21 protein-coding genes are annotated in these 19,008 nt (G+C 68.6%); 14 read left to right on the top strand and 7 right to left on the bottom strand.

Annotation, left to right across the window (positions count from 1 at the left end; all coding sequences use genetic code 11):
* The first annotated feature begins 149 nt into the window (after nt 1-149).
* The gene (locus AAFN46_RS12815) at nt 150-1,274 is read left to right on the top strand and encodes a M14-type cytosolic carboxypeptidase (RefSeq protein ID WP_347809082.1); all 1,125 of its coding nucleotides are present in this window, start codon (nt 150-152) and stop codon (nt 1,272-1,274) included.
* A gap of 16 nt (nt 1,275-1,290) precedes the next feature.
* On the opposite strand, the gene AAFN46_RS12820 is transcribed toward AAFN46_RS12815, so the two are convergent.
* From AAFN46_RS12820 to trpB, 3 genes are all read right to left on the bottom strand, one after another.
* The gene (locus AAFN46_RS12820) at nt 1,291-1,521 is read right to left on the bottom strand and encodes a hypothetical protein (RefSeq protein ID WP_347809083.1); all 231 of its coding nucleotides are present in this window, start codon (nt 1,519-1,521) and stop codon (nt 1,291-1,293) included.
* A 141-nt stretch (nt 1,522-1,662) separates the two neighbouring features.
* Entirely contained in the window at nt 1,663-2,472 is an 810-nt protein-coding gene (gene trpA, locus AAFN46_RS12825) for a tryptophan synthase subunit alpha (protein WP_347809084.1), read from the bottom strand.
* Entirely contained in the window at nt 2,472-3,683 is a 1,212-nt protein-coding gene (gene trpB / locus AAFN46_RS12830) for a tryptophan synthase subunit beta (RefSeq protein WP_347809085.1), read from the bottom strand. The genes trpA and trpB overlap by 1 nt, the downstream gene beginning before the upstream one ends.
* A 202-nt stretch (nt 3,684-3,885) precedes the next feature.
* Here trpB and AAFN46_RS12835 point away from each other — a divergent pair, with 202 nt between their 5' ends.
* From AAFN46_RS12835 to AAFN46_RS12855, 5 genes are all read left to right on the top strand, one after another.
* Nucleotides 3,886-4,776: a LysR family transcriptional regulator gene (locus tag AAFN46_RS12835; protein WP_347809086.1), complete on the top strand. Its 891-nt coding sequence runs from the start codon at nt 3,886-3,888 to the stop codon at nt 4,774-4,776.
* A 57-nt stretch (nt 4,777-4,833) separates the two neighbouring features.
* Nucleotides 4,834-5,073, top strand: a complete 240-nt coding sequence (locus AAFN46_RS12840) for a hypothetical protein (protein ID WP_347809087.1) — start codon at nt 4,834-4,836, stop codon at nt 5,071-5,073.
* Between the two features lie 70 nt (nt 5,074-5,143).
* Nucleotides 5,144-5,359, top strand: a complete 216-nt coding sequence (locus AAFN46_RS12845) for a dodecin (RefSeq protein WP_347809088.1) — start codon at nt 5,144-5,146, stop codon at nt 5,357-5,359.
* A 97-nt stretch (nt 5,360-5,456) separates the two neighbouring features.
* Nucleotides 5,457-5,681, top strand: a complete 225-nt coding sequence (locus tag AAFN46_RS12850; protein ID WP_347809089.1) for a DUF1161 domain-containing protein — start codon at nt 5,457-5,459, stop codon at nt 5,679-5,681.
* A 93-nt stretch (nt 5,682-5,774) separates the two neighbouring features.
* Entirely contained in the window at nt 5,775-6,773 is a 999-nt protein-coding gene (locus AAFN46_RS12855) for an LLM class flavin-dependent oxidoreductase (RefSeq protein WP_347809090.1), read from the top strand.
* Nucleotides 6,774-6,985: 212 nt separating this feature from the next.
* Here AAFN46_RS12855 and AAFN46_RS12860 read toward each other — a convergent pair whose 3' ends face one another.
* The gene (locus AAFN46_RS12860; protein ID WP_347809091.1) at nt 6,986-7,408 is read right to left on the bottom strand and encodes a hypothetical protein; all 423 of its coding nucleotides are present in this window, start codon (nt 7,406-7,408) and stop codon (nt 6,986-6,988) included.
* Nucleotides 7,409-7,503: 95 nt separating this feature from the next.
* Here AAFN46_RS12860 and AAFN46_RS12865 point away from each other — a divergent pair, with 95 nt between their 5' ends.
* Together AAFN46_RS12865 and AAFN46_RS12870 are read left to right on the top strand one after the other, a co-directional pair.
* A complete protein-coding gene (locus tag AAFN46_RS12865) occupies nt 7,504-8,559 on the top strand; it encodes an aminopeptidase (RefSeq protein ID WP_347809092.1) in 1,056 nt (351 codons plus the stop codon).
* Between the two features lie 53 nt (nt 8,560-8,612).
* Nucleotides 8,613-8,840 carry a DUF1161 domain-containing protein gene (locus AAFN46_RS12870; protein ID WP_347809093.1) on the top strand — a complete coding sequence of 76 codons (228 nt, stop codon included), beginning with the start codon at nt 8,613-8,615 and terminating at the stop codon, nt 8,838-8,840.
* Here the strand turns inward: AAFN46_RS12870 and AAFN46_RS12875 are convergent.
* Nucleotides 8,837-9,379 (bottom strand): gamma carbonic anhydrase family protein, encoded by a 543-nt coding sequence (locus AAFN46_RS12875; protein ID WP_347809094.1) that lies wholly within the window; start codon nt 9,377-9,379, stop codon nt 8,837-8,839. The two genes, AAFN46_RS12870 and AAFN46_RS12875, sit on opposite strands and share 4 nt — an antisense overlap.
* 121 nt (nt 9,380-9,500) lie before the next feature.
* Here AAFN46_RS12875 and AAFN46_RS12880 point away from each other — a divergent pair, with 121 nt between their 5' ends.
* From AAFN46_RS12880 to AAFN46_RS12895, 4 genes are all read left to right on the top strand, one after another.
* Nucleotides 9,501-11,174, top strand: coding sequence for a diguanylate cyclase (locus tag AAFN46_RS12880; protein ID WP_347809095.1), 1,674 nt, complete (start codon nt 9,501-9,503; stop codon nt 11,172-11,174).
* Nucleotides 11,175-11,256: 82 nt separating this feature from the next.
* Nucleotides 11,257-13,305 carry an oligopeptidase A gene (gene prlC, locus AAFN46_RS12885; protein ID WP_347809096.1) on the top strand — a complete coding sequence of 683 codons (2,049 nt, stop codon included), beginning with the start codon at nt 11,257-11,259 and terminating at the stop codon, nt 13,303-13,305.
* Entirely contained in the window at nt 13,302-13,559 is a 258-nt protein-coding gene (locus AAFN46_RS12890; protein WP_347809097.1) for a YheV family putative zinc ribbon protein, read from the top strand. Before prlC ends, AAFN46_RS12890 begins: the two co-directional genes overlap by 4 nt.
* 133 nt (nt 13,560-13,692) lie before the next feature.
* The gene (locus tag AAFN46_RS12895) at nt 13,693-14,751 is read left to right on the top strand and encodes a PA0069 family radical SAM protein (protein ID WP_347809098.1); all 1,059 of its coding nucleotides are present in this window, start codon (nt 13,693-13,695) and stop codon (nt 14,749-14,751) included.
* A 157-nt stretch (nt 14,752-14,908) separates the two neighbouring features.
* On the opposite strand, the gene AAFN46_RS12900 is transcribed toward AAFN46_RS12895, so the two are convergent.
* On the bottom strand, nt 14,909-15,661 hold the full coding sequence (locus AAFN46_RS12900) for an SDR family NAD(P)-dependent oxidoreductase (protein WP_347809099.1): 753 nt from the start codon (nt 15,659-15,661) through the stop codon (nt 14,909-14,911).
* A gap of 346 nt (nt 15,662-16,007) precedes the next feature.
* On the opposite strand from AAFN46_RS12900, the gene AAFN46_RS12905 reads away from it, so the two are divergent.
* Entirely contained in the window at nt 16,008-17,378 is a 1,371-nt protein-coding gene (locus AAFN46_RS12905) for a PLP-dependent aminotransferase family protein (RefSeq protein ID WP_347809100.1), read from the top strand.
* A 108-nt stretch (nt 17,379-17,486) separates the two neighbouring features.
* Nucleotides 17,487-18,212, top strand: a complete 726-nt coding sequence (locus tag AAFN46_RS12910) for a carbonic anhydrase (RefSeq protein WP_347809101.1) — start codon at nt 17,487-17,489, stop codon at nt 18,210-18,212.
* Between the two features lie 46 nt (nt 18,213-18,258).
* Here the strand turns inward: AAFN46_RS12910 and AAFN46_RS12915 are convergent, their stop codons facing one another.
* The gene (locus AAFN46_RS12915) at nt 18,259-18,906 is read right to left on the bottom strand and encodes a hypothetical protein (protein ID WP_347809102.1); all 648 of its coding nucleotides are present in this window, start codon (nt 18,904-18,906) and stop codon (nt 18,259-18,261) included.
* Between the last annotated feature and the right edge of the window lie 102 nt (nt 18,907-19,008).

The following is a 19,008-nucleotide window of genomic DNA, read 5'->3' on the forward strand; positions in this document are numbered from 1 at the left end:
AAGAAAATTCACAAGGCCAAGACCGTTCGGTCAGTTTTTCGCCCAGCCCACCCGGGATTAGTTGCACCAATGCGACATGGGCCGGTTGCGCGCATGCGTGCAGGCGGTTGCGAGGCTATCCTGCCGACTTTCACCTTCGGGGCCAGAGCATGCAGATTCGCAGCGACTTCGACAGCGGCAATATCCAGGTGCTGGACGCCAGCGACCCGAGCCGGGTGCGCCTGGCGATTCGCAAGGACTTCGCCAGCGAGCACTTCCAGTGGTTCCACTTCCTCGCCGAGGGCCTGGTGCCCGGCCAGGTGCATCGCTTCAGTCTGGAGAACGCGCCGCAGTCCAGCTACAAGAACGCCTGGAGCGGTTACCAGGCGCTGGCCAGTTACGACGGGGACGACTGGTTCCGCGTACCGACCCGTTACGACGAGGGCGGCCTGCACTTCGAGTTGCAGGCCGAGCGCGGATCGGCCCGTTTCGCCTACTTCGAGCCCTACTCCCGCGCCCGCCATGCCCGGTTGCTGACGCGCGCCCTGGCATTGCCGAATGTCGAACTGCTCGCCTGCGGCAGCAGTCTGCAGGGCCGCGAGTTACCGCTGCTGCAGGTGCGCGGCACGGCCGCGGCGCCGCGCAGGCTGTGGCTGATCGCCCAGCAGCACCCGGGCGAGCATATGGCCGAATGGTTTATGGAGGGGTTGATCGAAAGGCTCGCTCAACCGGATGGCGAACTGCAGCGGCTGCTGGCCCAGGCCGATCTGTACCTGGTGCCTAACATGAACCCGGACGGCGCCTTCCTCGGCAACCTGCGCACCAACGCCGCCGGCCAGGACCTCAACCGCGCCTGGCAGGCGCCCTCGGCCGAGCGCAGCCCGGAGGTGCTGTTCGTCCAGGAGCGGATGGCCGCCATCGGCGTCGACTGCTTCCTCGACATCCACGGCGACGAGGAGATCCCCCACGTGTTCGCCGCCGGCTGCGAGGGCAACCCCGGCTTCACCCCGCGTCTGGATGCCCTGGAACAGGAGTTCCGCCGCCGCCTGATGGCCGCCGGCGAGTTCCAGGTGGAACACGGCTACCCGCTGGATGCCCCGGGCCAGGCCAACCTGGCGCTGGCCTGCAACTGGGTCGGGCAGACCCACGACTGCCTGGCCTTCACCATCGAGATGCCGTTCAAGGACCACGACGACAACCCGCAGCCGCGCACCGGCTGGAACGGCGCGCGCTCCAAGCGCCTGGCTCACGCCGTGCTGAGCGTGCTGGCGGAGATGGTCGACAGGCTGCGCTGAGGCCCGCTGCGCCTGCTCAGATATCTATGCCCTTGTCCCAGCCGGCACTGACCGGTCGGCGGTCCTTGCCGCTGCGGCGGTCCGCCTCGAAGCGGATGGTCTGACGACGCTCGCCGCCCTTGCGACGGTCGCCGTGCTGGTGGTCGCGGGTGTCGATCTGGAAGCTGGCCTTGCGTGCGGGAGCCTGGGTGGGCGCCTGCGGCAGGGGTTCCAGGGTGAATTCGAGGGGCGAGAGGTCTTCGGCCATGGGCTGACTCCTGCTCCCGGCGCTCACACGCGCAAGTGCGGACAGGCTGCCGGAGCTTTCCCCCTAGAACCTAGCCAGGCCGCCGGCGGCCCGCCAGGTCGTTCGTCCGGAAGGGCCGGGCGCCCCTCCGGACGGGCGTGTTCAGCGGCGTGCGCCGCGCACGCCCTCGGCCAGCTGGGCGCACAGGCCGAGCACGCCGTCGATGGCCTGCTGCGGGCTGTCGGCCTTGGCGATCTGCTCGACCAGCGCCGAGCCGACCACCACGCCTTCGGCACGGCGCGCCACGTCGGCGGCGTGCTGTGGAGTGCGGATGCCGAAGCCGATGCATACCGGCAGCTCGGTGTGGCGGCGCAGGCGCGCGTGGGCCTCCTCCACATGTTCCAGGGTGGCGGCGTTGGCGCCGGTCACCCCGGCCACCGAGACGTAGTAGACGAAGCCCGAGCTGCCGTTGAGAACGGTCGGCAGGCGCCGATCGTCGGTGGTCGGGGTGGTCAGGCGGATGAAGTCGAGGCCGGCGGCCTGGGCCGGGACGCACAGGTCGGCGTTATGCTCGGGCGGCAGGTCGACCACGATCAGGCCGTCCACGCCGGCCTCCTGGGCGTCGGCGATGAACCTGTCCACGCCGTAATGGTGGATGGGGTTGAAGTAGCCCATCAGCACCAGCGGGGTGCTGGCATCGCCTGCGCGGAATTCGCGGACCATCTGCAGGGTCTTGGCCAGGGTCTGCTTGTTGTTCAGCGCGCGGATATTGGCCAGCTGGATGGCCGGGCCGTCGGCCATCGGATCGGTGAAGGGCATGCCCAGCTCGATCACGTCGGCGCCAGCACCCGGCAGGCCCTTGAGGATGGCCAGGGAGGTCGCGTAATCCGGGTCACCGCCGGTGACGAAGGTCACCAGGGCGGCGCGGTTCTGCTGTTTCAGCTCGGCGAAGCGGGTCTGCAGGCGGCTCATCAGTGCTTCTCCTGATTCTGTTGCATATGGTGCATCACGGTCTGCATGTCCTTGTCGCCACGGCCGGACAGGTTGATCACCATCAGGTGATCCTTGGGCAGCTTGGGCGCGCGCTTGAAGGCCTCGGCCAGGGCATGCGAGCTCTCCAGGGCCGGGATGATGCCTTCCAGGCGGCAGCAGGTGTGGAAGGCTTCCAGCGCCTCGTCGTCGGTGATCGAGCAGTATTCCACCCGGCCGATATCGTGCAGCCAGGCGTGCTCGGGGCCGATGCCCGGGTAGTCGAGGCCGGCGGAGATGGAGTGGGCGTCGATGATCTGGCCGTCCTCGTCCTGCAGCAGGAAGGTGCGGTTGCCGTGCAGCACGCCCGGTACGCCGCCGTTGAGGCTGGCCGCGTGTTTGCCGGTCTCGATGCCGTGGCCGGCCGCCTCGACGCCGACGATCTGCACGCCGGCGTCGTCGAGGAAGGGATGGAACAGGCCCATGGCGTTGGAGCCGCCGCCGATGCAGGCGACCAGGGAGTCCGGCAGGCGGCCCTCCTTGTCCTGCAGCTGTTCGCGGGTCTCCTTGCCGATCACCGCCTGGAAGTCGCGCACCATCGCCGGGTAGGGGTGCGGGCCGGCGACGGTGCCGATCAGGTAGAAGGTGTTGTGCACGTTGGTCACCCAGTCGCGCAGCGCCTCGTTCATCGCATCCTTGAGGGTGCCGGTGCCGGCGGTGACCGGGATCACGGTGGCGCCCAGCAGCTTCATGCGGAACACGTTGGCCTGCTGCCGGTCGATGTCGGTGGTGCCCATGTACACCACGCACTCCATGCCGAAGCGCGCGGCCACGGTGGCGGTGGCCACGCCGTGCATGCCGGCGCCGGTCTCGGCGATGATGCGCTGCTTGCCCATGCGCTTGGCCAGCAGGATCTGGCCGATGCAGTTGTTGATCTTGTGCGCGCCGGTGTGGTTCAGCTCCTCGCGCTTCAGATAGATCTTGGCGCCGCCGCAGTGCTCGGTCAGGCGCTCGGCGAAGTACAGCGGGCTCGGGCGGCCGACGTAGTCGCGCTGGAAGTAGGCCAGTTCCTCGGCGAATTGCGGATCGGCCTTGGCCTTCTCGTACTCGGCGGCGAGGTCGTGGATCAGCGGCATCAGGGTCTCGGCGACGTACTGGCCGCCGAAGTTGCCGAACAGGCCGGTAGCGTCCGGGCCGGTGCGAAGTGAAGTCATGGGCATGCTCCTGCTGTTCTCACCCCTCTCCCATCGGGAGAGGGGCTGGGGGTGAGGGGCGGCTCGGCAGGGGACAATTGCTCGTCCGGCCTGCGGCCAGCTTCTCCCGGCGGGAGAAGGACATGGCCGCCATTCTACCCCTGGCCGCTCGGCGGAAAAGCGATTAGATTGCCGATACCTGTCAGTAAAAGTCACATATTCGATGAGCCGAGAACTGCCCCCCCTGAACGCCCTGCGCGCCTTCGAGGCCGCCGCCCGCCTGCACAGCGTTAGCAAGGCGGCTAAGGAACTGCATGTGACCCACGGTGCGGTGAGCCGGCAGATTCGTGCGCTGGAAGAACAGCTCGGGGTGACCCTGTTCGACAAGGATGGCCGCGGTGTGAAACTCACCGATGCCGGCCTGCGCCTGCGCGATGCCTCCTCCGATGCCTTCGAGCGGCTGCGCGTTGTCTGTGCCGAGCTGAAACAGCGCCAGAGCGATGCGCCATTCGTCCTCGGCTGTCCCGGCAGCCTGCTGGCACGCTGGTTCATTCCGCGCCTGGACCGGCTCAATCGCGAGCTGCCGGAGCTGAGGCTGCAGCTGTCGGCCAGCGAGGGCGAGCTGGACCCGCGCCGCCCCGGGGTGGACGCCACCCTGTGCTTCGCCGCGCCGCCCTGGCCGGCGGACATGCGGGTGCTCGAACTCGAGGTGGAACGTATAGGTCCGGTGCTCAGCCCGCGCTATCAGCACTACCCGCGCCTGCAGGGCGCGCCGGCCGTCAGCCTGCTCGGCGAGCCGCTGCTGCACACCGCCTCGCGGCCGCAGGCCTGGCCGCAGTGGGCCCGGGCGCAGGGCCTCGACCCGGCCAGGTTGCGCCAGGGCCAGGGCTTCGAGCACCTCTATTACCTGCTGGAGGCCGCCGCCGCCGGCCTCGGCGTGGCCATCGCGCCGCAGCCGCTGGTGGCCGACGACCTGGCGGCCGGGCGCCTGGTCGCCCCCTGGGGGTTCGTCGAAACCCCCGCGCGCCTGGCCCTGTGGGTGCCCGGGCGGGTGCAGGACGGCCGCGCCGCGCGCCTGGCGCAATGGTTGGCGCGCGAGCTTGTTCTGGTTTAGCGTGGCCGGCCACGCTGGCGGCACTCGCGGCCAGCCCTCGACATGGAGAGAACCACGATGCAAGAGAGTCGCGACTACCTGGAAATGGCCTTCCGCTCGATCAAGTGCTTCGCCGACGACGGCAAGCTGCTGGTGCACGAGCTGGAGAGCCTGGTCGACATCGCCCGCCGCGACGGCGTGGTGGATGCCAACGAGAAGCGCGTGCTGGCCGGCATCATCGCCCGCCTCAACCCGGCCGAGCTGAACGCCGAGATGCAGGACAAGATCGCCGCTCTGCGCGCCGAACTGCAGTTCTGAGTCGTCCGCTTGTGCTTTTCCCCGGCTTGGCTAGCGTGAAGAAGAGGCCTGCCTGCCCGAGGAGAAGCACATGTCCGATCACCACACCTACAAGCTGATCGAACTGGTCGGCTCGTCAAAGACCAGCATCGAGGACGCCATCAACAACGCCCTGAGCGAGTGCGCCAAGTCCGTGCGCAACATGGACTGGTTCGAGGTCATGGAGACCCGTGGCCATATCGAGAACGGCCAGGTCGGCCACTTCCAGGTCACCCTCAAGATCGGTTTCCGCATCAGCAACAGCTAAAGCCAAGCGCTACGCAGAATCTTCACTCGCCCCGGGCTAAGCTGCGCGGCGCCGGGGCGGGTTGCCCCGTGCATCCATCGACGAAGGAGTGTTGCAGATGAACCGCACGATACTGGGCCTGGCCCTGCTCTCCCTGGCCGGCACCACGCTGGCCGCCGGCAAGCCCTGCGAGGAGCTCAAGGCGGAGATCGACGCCAGGCTCAAGGCCAAGGGCGTGGCCGCCTACAGCCTGGAAGTGGTCGACAAGGGCACGGCCGGCGACAAGCAGGTGGTCGGCAGCTGCGAGGCCGGCAGCAAGGAAATCGCCTACCAGCGCGGCTGACGTAACGCCGCGCGTTCGAGGCCGGAGCTTGCTCCGGCCTTTTCATTTGTCCCGTGCGGCCCCATATGCTCCGGCATCAACCGAGGAGGCCCCATGCGCAAGCTGTCCGACACCCCCTTCGCCGTGCTCGACCTGGCGCCGATGCGCGACGACGACGCCGACGCCGGTCCGGCCCTGCGCCGTTCCCTCGACCTGGCCCGGCATGTGGAGAGGCTCGGCTTCTCGCGCCTGTGGCTGGCCGAGCACCACAACATGGAAGGCATCGCCAGTTCGGCCACCGCCGTGCTGCTGGGCTACCTGGCGGCGGGCACCTCGACCCTGCGGCTGGGCTCCGGCGGCGTGATGCTGCCCAACCATGCGCCGCTGGTGGTGGCCGAACAGTTCGGCACCCTCGCCGCGCTCTACCCCGGGCGCATCGAACTGGGCCTGGGCCGCGCGCCGGGCGCCGACCAGGCCACCGCCCGCGCGCTACGGCGCGACCGCCTGGGCAGCGCGGACGACTTTCCCGAGGACGTCGCCGAGCTGCAGCGCCTGCTCGGTCCGCGCCAAACCGGGCAGGACGTGATTGCCGTGCCCGGGGTGGGCAGCCAGGTGCCGATCTGGCTGCTCGGCTCCAGCCTGTTCAGCGCCCAGTTGGCCGCCGAGCGCGGCCTGCCCTACGCCTTCGCCTCGCATTTCGCGCCGCGCTACCTGCACCAGGCGCTGCGCATCTACCGCGAGAACTTCCGCCCCTCGGAGCAGCTCGATAGGCCCTACGCCATGGTGGGCGTGCCGCTGATCGCCGCGCCCAGCGACGAGGAGGCCGAGTTTCTCGCCACCAGCGCCTACCAGCGGGTGCTGGCGCTGATCCGTGGGCAGAGCCTGGTGCTGCGCCCACCGGTGGAGAGCATGGCCGGGCGCTGGCAGGCCCACGAACAGGCGGCGGTGGGCGATTTCCTCGGCCTCGCCGCCATCGGCGGCCCGCAGAAGGTGCGCGCACGGCTGGAGGTGCTGCTGGAGCAGACCGGCGCCGACGAGCTGATCTTTACCTGCGACCTGTACCAGCCCGAACACCGCCTGCGCAGCTTCGAGATAGTCGCCGGCCTGCGCTGAGAGGCTGTTTCCCGGATGCAATCCGGGAAACAGGCAGCGGACCTGGATTGCATTCGGGCAACCACGGCGTTGCGGGATTTGCGGAGCGGCCGGGAGAGGATTGGCGCGGTCCGCGCAGGCTGAGGGATAGGTGGCGAGGGGGTCCAGGCACCCTCACCCCCGGCCCCTCTCCCAGGGGGAGAGGGGAGCTGCTGTGCTTGTGAGGGGGAGAGTCAGCCGAAGGTGTTGCAGCGCAGCACCTTGGCTCGCGCCAGCACCTGGCCCTGGTCGTCGTACAGCCAGCCCCTGGCCTTGTACTGCATGGGCCGGGCCTCGATGCGGTAGCGCTGGCCGGCGGCGAAGCCGTCGTAGTCCATGCGCAGGTGGCAGGTCATCTGGATCGGCTCGCCATTGAAGTCGTCGCCGCCACCGCCGCCGGCCACCTCGAACTGGAAGCGCACCTCCAGCCGATGGGCGCCGGGGGCGACCTGGAAGTAGCGCCCGTCGGGCCAGCGCCGGTCGTCCAGGCGGTGCGCCATCAGGGTCTGGCCGCCGTGGATCTGCAGCTCGACCCAGGCCTGTCGCGGGTCGGGCTGGGGCAGCGGGCTGGCGCAGGCGGCGAGGGCCAGCAGGGATAGGGTCAGCAGCAGGCGCATGGGGCGATCCTCCGTTGCGATGGCTCAGCATAGCGCCGCAGGCAGCAGATTGGCGCGGGCTTTCTCGGCCGCTGGCGATGCACTAGTCTCGGCGCATGCCCATCGCCCTGCCCGTCTTCCGCCTGGCCCCGGCGCTGCTCGCCCTGCTGCTGAGCGGCTGCACCAGCCTCGACTACTACGCCCAGCTCGGCCGTGGTCAGCTCGAGCTGCTGGCGGCGCGCCAGCCGGTGAGCGAGCTGCTCGCCGATCCCGCCGGCGATGCCGAGCTCAAGCGCCGCCTGGCCCTGGCCCAGCAGGCGCGCGACTTCGCCAGCGCCGAGCTGGGCCTGCCGGACAACCGTAGCTATCGCCTGTATGCCGACCTCGGCCGGCCCTATGTGGTGTGGAATGTCTTCGCCACGCCCGAGCTGTCGCTGGCGCCGCTGACCCACTGCTTTCCCGTGGCCGGCTGCGTGGCCTATCGCGGCTACTACCGGCAGGGGCGCGCCCGTGGCGCCGCCGCATTGTTGCAACAACGGGGGCTGGACACCCATGTCGCCGGCATCGAGGCCTACTCGACCCTGGGCTGGTTCGCCGACCCGCTGCTCAACACCATGCTGCGCTGGGGCGACGAGCGTCTGGCCGCGGTGATCTTCCACGAGCTGGCCCACCAGCGGCTGTACATCGCCGACGACACCGCCTTCAACGAGTCCTTCGCCAGCTTCGTCGAGCGTCAGGGCCTGCGCCAGTGGCGCGCCGCCCGCGGCCTGGCGCCGGGCGACGCGCGCGAGGAATCCATGCGTCGCCAGTTCAGCGAGCTGATCCTGGCCAGCCGTGAGCGCCTGCAAGCGCTCTACGACGGCCCGGGCAGCGAGCAGCACAAGCGCGCCGGCAAGGCCGCCGAGTTCGAGCGCCTGCGCGCCGAGTACCGCGCCCTGCGCGACGGCCCGTGGCGCGGCGATGCGCGCTACGACGCCTGGATCATGGCCCCGCTGAACAACGCCAAGCTGCTGCCCTTCGGCCTCTACGACCGCTGGGTGCCGGCCTTCGCCGCGCTGTTCGCCGAGGCCGGCGGCGACTGGGTACGGTTCTACCGGCGCGCCGCCGATCTCGGCGCGCTGGCACCGGCCGAGCGCGAGCGGCGGCTGACGGCGTTGCAGGCGGCGCAGTAGAACCAGAGGCCGACGGCCGCGGTCGAATGGCCAGCGGGGGCAGGAGGTGGACGATGAAAGCGTTGCTGGTCTTGATGCTCAGCCTGGCGAGCGGCGCGGCCCTGGCCGCACCCAAGCCCTGCGAGGAGCTGAAGCAGGAGATCGAGGTGAAGATCCAGGCCTCGGGCGTGAACAGCTACACCCTGGAGATAGTCCCGGCCGACGAGGTCGAAGACCCCGCCATGATGGTCGGCAGCTGCGAGAACGGCAGCAAGAAGATCATCTACCAGAACAACGGTTAGCGGTCGTAACCCTCGGCCAGGTGCAGCTCCTTGAGCTTCACGTAGTTGGCCGCGCTGTAGGCGAAGAAGGCACGCTCCTTGTCGCTCAGCGCGCGGGCCTGCTTCACCGGGCTGCCGACGTAGAGGTAGCCGCTTTCCAGCACTTTGCCCGGCGGCACCAGGCTGCCCGCGCCTATCACCACCTCGTCCTCGACCACCGCGCCGTCCATCACGATCGAGCCCATGCCGACCAGGATGCGGTTGCCCAGGGTGCAGCCGTGCAGGGTGACGTTGTGGCCGATGGTCACCTCGTCGCCGATCAGCAGCGGGTAGCCGTCCGGGTTGAACGGCCCGGCGTGGGTGATGTGCAGTACGCTGCCGTCCTGCACGCTGCTGCGCTTGCCAATCCTGATCCGGTGCATGTCGCCGCGCACCACGGCCATGGGCCAGACCGAGCTGTCCTCGCCCAGCTCGACGTCGCCGATCACCAGGGCGCTGGCGTCGACGAACGCCCCTCGTCCCAGTCGGGGGGTGTTCTGTTGGTAGCTGCGAATGGCCACGGGGGAGTCTCCTGGTCGGCGTGAGCCTTCGATTGTACCCAACGGCGGATAATGGCCGTCGGCCACTTCAGCTGCCAGACTCATCGAGTACACACCACCGCATGGTCGGCGGAGAGAAGCGATGAAGTACCACTGTCGGCACTGCTTGCCGATGCTGTTGTGGTGGCTCGCCTGTGTCGCCTGGGCGCAGCCTGCCGCGCTCCCCCTGAGTGCAGAAGTTCTGCGCGGGCACAACCTGGCCCCCGAACTGGAGCTGCTGGAGGACCCCGCCGGCACCTTGGACTTCGCCCGGGTGCGCGGCATGGAGTTCCGTGCCAATGCCGCCGACTCGGCCAACTTCGGCTTCAGCACCTCGGCCTGGTGGGTCCGCTTCGACCTGGCCAACCCGCAGCCGCGCCATGTCCAGGCACTGCTGCGCCAGGACTACCCGCTGATCGATCATCTGCAGCTCTGGTGGCAGGATGCCGACGGCACCTGGCAGGTGCGCCATACCGGCGATCGCACGCCCTTCGCCAGCCGCGAGGTGCAGCACCGCGATTTCATCTTCGGCCTCGACCTGCCGCCCGAGAGCCGGCGCACCTTCTACCTGCGCTACGCCTCGGGCGGGCCGATCAATATCGCCCTGAGCCTGTACTCGCCGCAGGCGCTGCTCGAGCGTATCAGCCAGGAGCAACTGGCCTACGGCATCTACTACGGCGGCTTCCTGGCGCTGGTGCTGTACAACCTGTTCATGTTCCTCGCTATCCGCGACCGCGCCTTCCTCTTCTACCTGCTCTACGTGTGCAGCTACGGCCTGTACATGGCCGTGCACAACGGCCTGACCTACCAGTTCCTGTGGCCGAACAGCCCGGCGCTGGCCAACGACAGCCTGCTCTGGCTGCTCGGCCTGTCGCTGTTCTGGGGTCTGCAGTTCACCCGCAGCATCCTCGGCACCCGCCATCTGGCGAGCCGCCTGGACCGGCTCGGGCGCGCGCTGCAGGGGCTGTGCCTGCTGCTGATGCTGGCGATCCCGCTGTTCAGCTATGCGCAGCTGATCCAGCCGTTCTCCATTCTGACCCTGGTCATAGTGCTGCAGATGCTACTGCTCGGCGTGGTCGCCCTGCTCGCCGGCAGCCGCCCGGCGCGCTACTACATGCTGGCCTGGAGCGCCCTGCTGCTCGGCGTGACGGTGTACATGCTGAAGACCTTCGGCTGGCTGCCGCACAACTGGATGACGCAGAACGCCTTCCAGCTCGGCTCGCTGATCGAGATGCTGCTGCTGTCCCTGGCCCTCGGCAGCCGCGTGCGCGACCTGCGCCAGGACAGCTATCGCGACGCCCTCACCGGCCTGGCCAACCGCCGCCAGTTCGACGAGCGCATGGCCGAGCAGGTGCAGGCGGCGCGCGCGCAGCAGGCGCCGCTGAGCTTGCTGCTGCTGGATATCGATCACTTCAAGCGCTTCAACGACAGCTTCGGCCACCAGGCCGGCGACCGCGTGTTGCAGCGCGTCGCCCGCCTGCTGCAGTGCGAGGTGCGCAAGCCCTACACCGCCTGTCGCCATGGCGGCGAGGAGTTCGCCGTGATCATGCCGGCGGCCGACGGTGGCGCCGCCACGGTGCTGGCCGAGCGGCTGCGCGGAGAGCTGGCGCGGGTCTGCCGCGACCAGGAGGCGCTGACCCTGAGCATCGGCGTGGCCAGCCTGGACGACGGCCCGTTCGAGACGCCCGAGCAGCTGTTCGCCGCCGCCGACAGCGCCTTGTACGCGGCCAAGAGCGCCGGGCGCAACCGCGTGGTGCAGTGGCAGGCGCAGGCCTGATCGCGCCGATAGACAGCTTTGCCGCGGCAGTCGGCGGCGCTTGTATTACTATGGCGGCATTTCGCAATGCCGAGGTGCCGCCGTGACCGCGACCAATCCCCTGCTGCAGGACTTCGACCTGCCGCCCTACTCCCAGATCAAGCCCGAGCATGTCGAGCCGGCCATAGACAGCATCTTGGCCGATAGCCGCGCGGCCATCGCCGAGCTGCTGCAGACCCAGCAGAGCAACCCCAACTGGGACGGCCTGGTGCTGGCGCTGGACGAGCTGGGCGCACGCCTGGGCCGCGCCTGGAGCCCGGTCAGCCACCTCAACTCCGTGTGCAACAACGCCGAGCTGCGCACCGCCTACGAGGCCTGCCTGCCCAAGCTGTCCGAGTACTGGACCGAGATCGGCCAGAACAGGGCGCTGTTCCAGGCCTACGAGGCGCTGGCCGCCAGCCCGGCGGCCGCCGGTTTCGACGTGGCGCAGAAGACCATCCTCGAACACGCCCTGCGCGACTTCCGCCTGTCTGGCATCGACCTGCCGGCCGAGCAGCAGAAGCGCTACGGCGAGATCCAGATGAAGCTGTCCGAGCTGGGCAGCCGCTTCTCCAACCAGCTGCTCGATGCCACCCAGGCCTGGACCAAGCACGTCACCGACGAATCTCTACTTTCCGGCCTCACCGACTCGGCCAAGGCGCAGATGGCCCAGGCCGCGCAGGCCAAGGGGCTGGACGGCTGGCTGGTCAGCCTGGAGTTCCCCAGCTACTACGCGGTGATGACCTACGCCGACGACCGCGCCCTGCGCGAAGAGGTGTACACCGCCTACTGCACCCGCGCCTCCGACCAGGGGCCGAACGCCGGCCAGCACGACAACGGCCCGGTGATGGAGCAGATCCTCGGCCTGCGCCAGGAGCTGGCCCGCCTGCTCGGCTTCGCCCATTTCGGCGAGCTGTCGCTGGCCAGCAAGATGGCCGAATCCACCGAGCAGGTGCTGCACTTCCTGCGTGATCTGGCCGTGCGCAGCAAGCCGTTCGCCCGGCGCGACCTGGAGGAACTCCGAGCCTTCGCCGCCGAACAGGGCCTGGCCGATCTGCAGAGCTGGGACGTCGGCTACTACAGCGAGAAGCTGCGCCAGCAGCGCTACAGCCTGTCGCAGGAGGAAGTGCGCGCCTGGTTCCCGGTGGACAAGGTGCTGTCCGGCCTGTTCGCCATAGTCGAGAAGCTCTACGGCATCCAGATCGAGGAGCTGTCGGGCTTCGACAGCTGGCACCCGGACGTGCGCCTGTTCGAGATCCGCGAGAACGGCGAGCGGGTCGGGCGCTTCTTCTTCGACCTCTACGCGCGCGCCAACAAGCGCGGCGGCGCCTGGATGGACGGCGCCCGCGACAAGCGCCGCACGGCCGGCGGCGAGCTGATCAGCCCGGTGGCCAACCTGGTGTGCAACTTCACCCCCGCGGTGAACGGCCAGCCGGCGCTGCTGACCCACGACGAGGTCACCACCCTGTTCCACGAGTTCGGCCACGGCCTGCACCACCTGCTGACCCGCGTCGAGCATGCCGGCGCCTCGGGCATCAACGGCGTGGCCTGGGATGCGGTCGAGCTGCCCAGCCAGTTCATGGAGAACTGGTGCTGGGAGCCCGAGGGCCTGGCGCTGATCTCCGGTCACTTCGAGACCGGCGAGGCGCTGCCGCAGGCCCTGCTGGACAAGATGCTGGCGGCGAAGAACTTCCAGTCGGGCCTGATGATGGTGCGCCAGCTGGAGTTCTCGCTGTTCGACTTCGAACTGCACGCCAGCCACGGCGACGGCCGCAGCGTGCTGGACGTGCTGGAGAGCGTGCGCGACGAGGTGGCGGTGGTGCGCCCGCCGGCCTTCAACCGCTTCGCCAACGGCTTCGCGCATATCTTCGCCGGCGGCTATGCGGCCGGTTACTACAGCTACAAGTGGGCGGAGGTGCTGTCCGCCGACGCCTTCTCCCGCTTCGAGGAAGAGGGCGTACTCAACCCGGCCACCGGCCGTGCCTTCCGCGAGGCCATCCTGGCCCGCGGCGGCTCGCAGGAGCCGATGCTGCTGTTCGTCGACTTCCGCGGCCGTACGCCTACCATCGACGCGCTGCTGCGCCACAGCGGGCTGAGTGAGGAGGCGGCATGAGCGAGGCGAAGAAGCGCTTCATCGCCGGCGCCGTGTGCCCGGCGTGCAGCGCCCAGGACACCATCAAGATGTGGGACGAGGACGGCGTGCCGCACCGCGAATGCGTGGCCTGCGGCTACGCCGACACCCTCAACGCCCAGGGCCAGTCGGTGCCCCGCGAGCTCGGCACGCGGGTCAACCAGGCCGCGGCCAAGCCGGCGGCGGGCAAGGGCCAGACGGTGCAGTTCTTCCCCAATCCCAAGCTGAAAAAATAGCAGGGAGCTATTTTTAACCTCGCGCAGCGACGGCCCGCCAGCCAGGGCGTGGCTGCCGGTCGTCGCTGACGGGCTGGCCAGGCGGAGGCAAACCGAATACTGTTTGCATATACAGTATTAGTGAGCCTTCGCCATGCCCGCTTCCATCCCGCCGCGCGGCCGCGGCACCGCCAGCAATCCGCACAACCGCTTCGCCCCGACCCGCAGCCAGGCCGAGGACGACGGCTGGTTCCAGGACGAGACGCCGCCCTGTCGCGCCACCGAGGTGCGCGCCGAACGGGCCAAGACGGTGATCACTCGCAACCAGTCGCCGGACGTCGGCTTCGACCGTTCGCTCAATCCCTATCGCGGCTGCGAGCACGGCTGCATCTACTGCTTCGCCCGCCCCAGCCACGCCTACTGGGACCTGTCGCCGGGCCTGGACTTCGAAACCCGGCTGATCGCCAAGACCAACCTGGCCGAGCGTCTGGAAGAGGAGCTGAGCAAGCCCGGCTACGTGCCGCGGCCCATCGCCCTGGGCATCAACACCGACGCCTACCAGCCGATCGAGCGCGAGCAGCGCCTGACCCGGCAGGCCCTGGAAATCCTCCTACGCTATCGCCACCCCGTGCACCTGATCACCAAGAGTGCGCTGATCCTGCGCGACCTCGACCTGCTGCAGGAACTGGCCGCGCACAATCTGGTCGGCGTGGCGCTCAGCCTGACCACTCTGGACGACGAATTGAAGCGCATCATGGAACCACGCGCCGCCTCGCCCGGCGCGCGGCTGCGCGCCATGCGCGAGCTGCGGCAGGCCGGCGTGCCGGTGACCGCGCTGCTGGCGCCGATCATCCCGGCGCTCAACGACATGGAGCTGGAGCGCATGCTCGAAGCGGCCCGCGATGCCGGCGCGCGTTCGGCCGGCTACGTGCTGCTGCGCCTGCCGCTGGAGATCGCCGAGCTGTTCGAGGAGTGGCTGCGCGCGCACTTCCCCGAGCGCGCCGAACACGTCATGAGCCTGATCCGCCAGTCGCGTGGCGGGAAGAACTACGACAGCCGTTTCGGCACCCGCATGCGTGGCGAAGGCGCCTTCGCCGACCTGCTGGCGCAGCGCTTCGCCCTGGCGCGCAAGCGCTTCGGCCTGGACCGCCGCGGTTTCGAACTGGACTGCAGCCAGTTCGCCCCGCCGGGCCGCCAGCTGGCGCTGCTCTAGTGGCCTGTGCGGTTAATTCGTGCATTCAAGTTCGAGTGCCAGGGTTTGCCAGACTAGGCGCCGCGACGAGTCGTAGCAGAGCTACGGCGAGGAACGGCAACGACGTATGGCGAAGTCTGGCGCCGAAATTGGATACTTGAATTAGCCAAACAGGCCACTAGAGGTTGCGTGCCACGCTGAGCGCCGCATAACTCTGCGCCACCGGCATGATCTCCATCGAGTTGATGTTCATGTGCGCCGGCAGCTGGCAGACCCAGGCCACCGTCTCGGCGATGTCTTGCGGGCGAATGGCCTCGACGTCGCGGTACAGCTCGGCCACCGCCTCGGCGTTGCCATCCAGGCGCACCATGGAGAACTCGGTGCCCGAGCACAGGCCCGGCTCGATATTGGTCACCCGCACCCGGGTGCCGCTCAGGTCGGCGCGCAGGTTGCGGCTGAACTGTTTGACGAAGGCCTTGGTCGCGCCATAGACGTTGCCGCCGGGATAGGGAACGCTGCCGGCGGTAGAGCCGATATTGATGATCAGCCCGCGGTTGGCCGCGACCATGGCCGGCAGGGCGCGGTGGGTGACCAGTGCCAGGCCGGTGACGTTGGTGGCGATCATCCGCTCCCAGTTGGCCGCGTTGGCCTGCTGCGCCTTCTCCACCCCCAGCGCCAGGCCGGCGTTGTTGACCAGCACGTCGAGGCTGGTGCAGCGCTGCTGGATCTGCGCGAAGGCGGCATCGATGGAGGCCGGCTCGGTGACGTCCATGACCACCGGCATGAAATTGTCGCCCAGTTCGGCGCGCAGCGCCTCCAGCTTGTCGCCGCGCCGCGCCGTGCCGACGACCGCATAACCCTCGGCGACCAGGCGCCGGCAGATCGCCGCGCCGAAGCCGGAAGAGGCGCCAGTGACCAGTGCAGTTTTCATCGCGAGACTCCTGATTGCAGTGCCGCTACGGCGGCTGTTGATCCCGAGGTGGCCGAACGGGGCGGCCCGATAAGCTTGGCATAGCACATCCCGCTCCGGCGCATGGCCGGCGGCGCCGGGATAAGCGTTTCGATTAAATCGATGCAATCATCGTAATTGCATCGATCGATAAAGATCAACCTGTTGCCTCGAATCTCCGCATAGTCCCGGGTATTCGGCTGAATATCGGTGCTCGTAGCCGATATGGCCAACTCCTTCTGTGGGGGTATTGAATCGATGCGCTGCGAATTACATCGAGGCCGAGGCATGCTAGGCTGCGCCGTCAGATTTCTCGGGTGTAGCGCCTATGTGGCTTCCGCAATTCACCGAACAGAACCAGCCGCTGTACCTGCTGATCGCCGACGCCATAGAGCGCGACATCGCCGCCGGCCGGCTGCTGCCGGGAGAGCGCCTGCCCACGCTGAAGGAGCTGGCCGCGGCCCTGCAGGTCACCCCCGGCACCGTCGGCCGGGGCTATGACGAAGCGGGCAGGCGCGGGCTGCTGGTCGGCGAGGTGGGCCGCGGCACCTTCGTCGCGCGGCGTGCCGAGCCGTCCGCGGTGGACGCGCCGAGCATGGCGAGCGGGCAGATCGATCTCTCCATCATCAAGCCCAACGACAGCGGCGTCGCCGACTGGCTGCCGGGCGCGCTCGCCGAGCTGGCGCACGGCACCGAGCTATCCCGGGTGCTGGACTACAGCGCCGACGGCGGGCATGTCGCGCACAAGCAGGCGGGCGCCGCCTGGGTCGGGCAGCGCCTGCCAGGCGCCGCCTGGCAGCAGATAGTGCTGACCTCCGGCGCCCAGCACGGCCTGATGGTGGCCATCGGCAGCCTCACCCAGCACGACGATCTGATCCTCTGCGAGGAGCTCTGCTACCCCGGCATCATCTCCCTCGCGCACGGCCTCGGACGGCGCCTGAAAGGCGTCAGGATCGATGCCCATGGCATGCTCCCCGAATCGCTGCGCGAGCTGTGCGCGGCGCACCGGCCGAAGCTGCTGATCTGCGTCGCCAGCCACCACAACCCGTGCAACTCGATCATGCCGAGCGAGCGGCGCGCGGAAATCGCGGCGATTGCCCGCGAGTTCGAGCTGTTCATCGTCGACGACGATATCTACGGCTTCCTCGAGGCGGACAACGCCCATGCGCCGCTGGCGGCTTTCGCCCCGGAGCGCTCGATCTACCTGACCAGCCTGTCCAAGAGCATCCTGCCGGCGCTGCGCATCGGCTACCTGCATGCTCCGCAGGCCATGCTTTCGCGCTTCGCCTCCATGGTGCGCAGCAGTGTCTGGATGCCCTCGCCGCTGATGGCCCAGCTCGCCAGCGAGCTGATCGACAGCGGCCAGGGCCGGGAGCTGGCGGCGCGCCAGCGGCAAGAGGCGGCGCTGCGCCAGCAGATGGCTAGAGATATCCTCGGCATCTACGAGCTGCGCGGCCAGGCCAACGGCTACCACGTCTGGCTGGAGTTGCCGCAGCCCTGGAGCAGCGATGAGTTCGCCTACCTGGCGCGGGCCAACGGCGTGAGCCTGGTCAGCGGCAGCCAGTTCCTCGCCGAGCGTAGCGGCACCACCCGCGGCGTGCGCATCGCCCTGATGGCGCCGAGCCGGGACGAGCTGCGCCTCGCCCTGACCAAGCTGGCCGGGCTGCTGGCGGCGCCCGAGCCCAGGCTGTTCTATTGAGCCGGCTCGCTCTTGACGGCCGAGCAATGTGACTCGGCGAGGCTGGCGGCTGTCCGCATGCCAGGTCGATAATTCGCTCAGCGCAACGCTTCAGACGAGGTAGATGCAATGCCCTACAAGCACAACGCCATTCCCCTGCGGGCGCGCACCGCGCCGGAAAGCGCCGACGAGGCGCTGAGTGCCATAGTCGGAGGCTTCAAGCGCTTCCGCACCGAGGTCTTCCCGCAGCAGGAAGAGTTGTTCAAGGCCCTGGCCGGCGCGCAGAACCCGCGCGCCATGTTCATCACCTGCGCCGATTCGCGCATCGTGCCGGAGCTGATCACCCAGAGCGCGCCGGGCGATCTGTTCGTCAGCCGCAACGTCGGCAACGTGGTGCCGCCCTACGGGCAGATGATGGGCGGCGTGTCCACCGCCATCGAGTATGCGGTGCTGGCCCTGGGCGTGCAGCACATCATCGTCTGCGGCCACTCCGACTGCGGCGCGATGAAGGCGGTGCTGGCGCCGCAGAATCTGGAGCGCATGCCCACGGTCAAGGCCTGGCTGCGCCACAGCGAGGTGGCGCTCAAGGTGGTCGAGGAGAACTGTGGCTGCAATGGCCCGGACACCCTGGGCATCCTCACCGAGGAGAACGTCATCGCCCAGCTCAACCACCTGTGCACCCACCCCTCGGTGGCGGCCAAGCTGGCCAGCGGTCAGCTGTTCATCCACGGCTGGGTCTACGACATCGAGACCAGCGCCATCCGTGCCTACGACGCCGAGAGAGGCACCTTCCTGCCGCTGGACGGCGAGGTGGTGCCCATGGCCACGCCGAGGGCGCGCTACCAGGCGCAGTGAAACGACGAGGCCCGCTAAAGCGGGCCTCGTCGTTTCTGGGAGAGGCTCAGGCGCCGAGCGGCAGGCCCAGCTCCACGCCCAGCTGGCGCGACAGGCAGGGCCAGCTCTGCCAGGCCGCCAGGGTCTGCGGGCTGCCCAGGCGGGCGCGGTACTCCTGCACCGACTCCTGCTGGAACACGCTGGCGTCGAGCAGCCCGCTCAGGGCGTGATGCACCGCCTCGTCCAGCTGGTTGGCGAAGGGTTCGCCGATCAGCCGGTGGGCGATGACGTTGGCCACCGTGGTGTCCAGCGGAATCAGCGGCTGGCCGAGGTGGGCGATATAGCGGTCGTTCACTTCCTCGACCAGGCGATGGGCCAGGTAGGCCTCGTCGAGCAGGGCGGCCAGGCCCTGCTGGCCGTCCATGATCTGTGGCGGACTGAGGAAGAACTGCTCGGCCAGCTTCAGCACCGGCTTCACCTGGGCTTCGATGCCGGCCTCGCGGGCCACGCTGTTGGCCGCGTCGAGCATGTCCGGCACCTGTTCGACATAGGCGGCGACGAAGCCCTGCAGGGCGGCGCCCGCACCTTCGACGGGCAGCTGGATGATCGGGTGCAGATGCTCGAGCTGGCCGGCGATCTGCCGAGCGAGGTCACCGCTACTGGCTTCGTGGGTCAGGGCAAGCTGGATTTGGGCACGCAGGGCGGCGGTATTCATGACGGCTCCGGTATGGGACATGAGGCGAGCAAACGAGAATTCACCTTAGCCGGCCTGCAGGGGCAGCTAAGAACGGATTGTCATATTTACTTAATGTTTATT

The sequence above is a fragment of the Pseudomonas sp. CAU 1711 genome (assembly GCF_039888625.1).
Classification (GTDB): domain Bacteria; phylum Pseudomonadota; class Gammaproteobacteria; order Pseudomonadales; family Pseudomonadaceae; genus Aquipseudomonas.

Coding starts and splice junctions, on each gene's coding strand:
- AAFN46_RS12815 (WP_347809082.1), top strand. CDS start 150: ATGCAGATTCGCAGCGACTTCGACAGCGGCAATATCCAGGTGCTGGAC.
- AAFN46_RS12820 (WP_347809083.1), bottom strand. CDS start 1,521: ATGGCCGAAGACCTCTCGCCCCTCGAATTCACCCTGGAACCCCTGCCG.
- trpA (WP_347809084.1), bottom strand. CDS start 2,472: ATGAGCCGCCTGCAGACCCGCTTCGCCGAGCTGAAACAGCAGAACCGC.
- trpB (WP_347809085.1), bottom strand. CDS start 3,683: ATGACTTCACTTCGCACCGGCCCGGACGCTACCGGCCTGTTCGGCAAC.
- AAFN46_RS12835 (WP_347809086.1), top strand. CDS start 3,886: ATGAGCCGAGAACTGCCCCCCCTGAACGCCCTGCGCGCCTTCGAGGCC.
- AAFN46_RS12840 (WP_347809087.1), top strand. CDS start 4,834: ATGCAAGAGAGTCGCGACTACCTGGAAATGGCCTTCCGCTCGATCAAG.
- AAFN46_RS12845 (WP_347809088.1), top strand. CDS start 5,144: ATGTCCGATCACCACACCTACAAGCTGATCGAACTGGTCGGCTCGTCA.
- AAFN46_RS12850 (WP_347809089.1), top strand. CDS start 5,457: ATGAACCGCACGATACTGGGCCTGGCCCTGCTCTCCCTGGCCGGCACC.
- AAFN46_RS12855 (WP_347809090.1), top strand. CDS start 5,775: ATGCGCAAGCTGTCCGACACCCCCTTCGCCGTGCTCGACCTGGCGCCG.
- AAFN46_RS12860 (WP_347809091.1), bottom strand. CDS start 7,408: ATGCGCCTGCTGCTGACCCTATCCCTGCTGGCCCTCGCCGCCTGCGCC.
- AAFN46_RS12865 (WP_347809092.1), top strand. CDS start 7,504: ATGCCCATCGCCCTGCCCGTCTTCCGCCTGGCCCCGGCGCTGCTCGCC.
- AAFN46_RS12870 (WP_347809093.1), top strand. CDS start 8,613: ATGAAAGCGTTGCTGGTCTTGATGCTCAGCCTGGCGAGCGGCGCGGCC.
- AAFN46_RS12880 (WP_347809095.1), top strand. CDS start 9,501: ATGAAGTACCACTGTCGGCACTGCTTGCCGATGCTGTTGTGGTGGCTC.
- AAFN46_RS12890 (WP_347809097.1), top strand. CDS start 13,302: ATGAGCGAGGCGAAGAAGCGCTTCATCGCCGGCGCCGTGTGCCCGGCG.
- AAFN46_RS12895 (WP_347809098.1), top strand. CDS start 13,693: ATGCCCGCTTCCATCCCGCCGCGCGGCCGCGGCACCGCCAGCAATCCG.
- AAFN46_RS12900 (WP_347809099.1), bottom strand. CDS start 15,661: ATGAAAACTGCACTGGTCACTGGCGCCTCTTCCGGCTTCGGCGCGGCG.
- AAFN46_RS12905 (WP_347809100.1), top strand. CDS start 16,008: ATGTGGCTTCCGCAATTCACCGAACAGAACCAGCCGCTGTACCTGCTG.
- AAFN46_RS12910 (WP_347809101.1), top strand. CDS start 17,487: ATGCCCTACAAGCACAACGCCATTCCCCTGCGGGCGCGCACCGCGCCG.
- AAFN46_RS12915 (WP_347809102.1), bottom strand. CDS start 18,906: ATGAATACCGCCGCCCTGCGTGCCCAAATCCAGCTTGCCCTGACCCAC.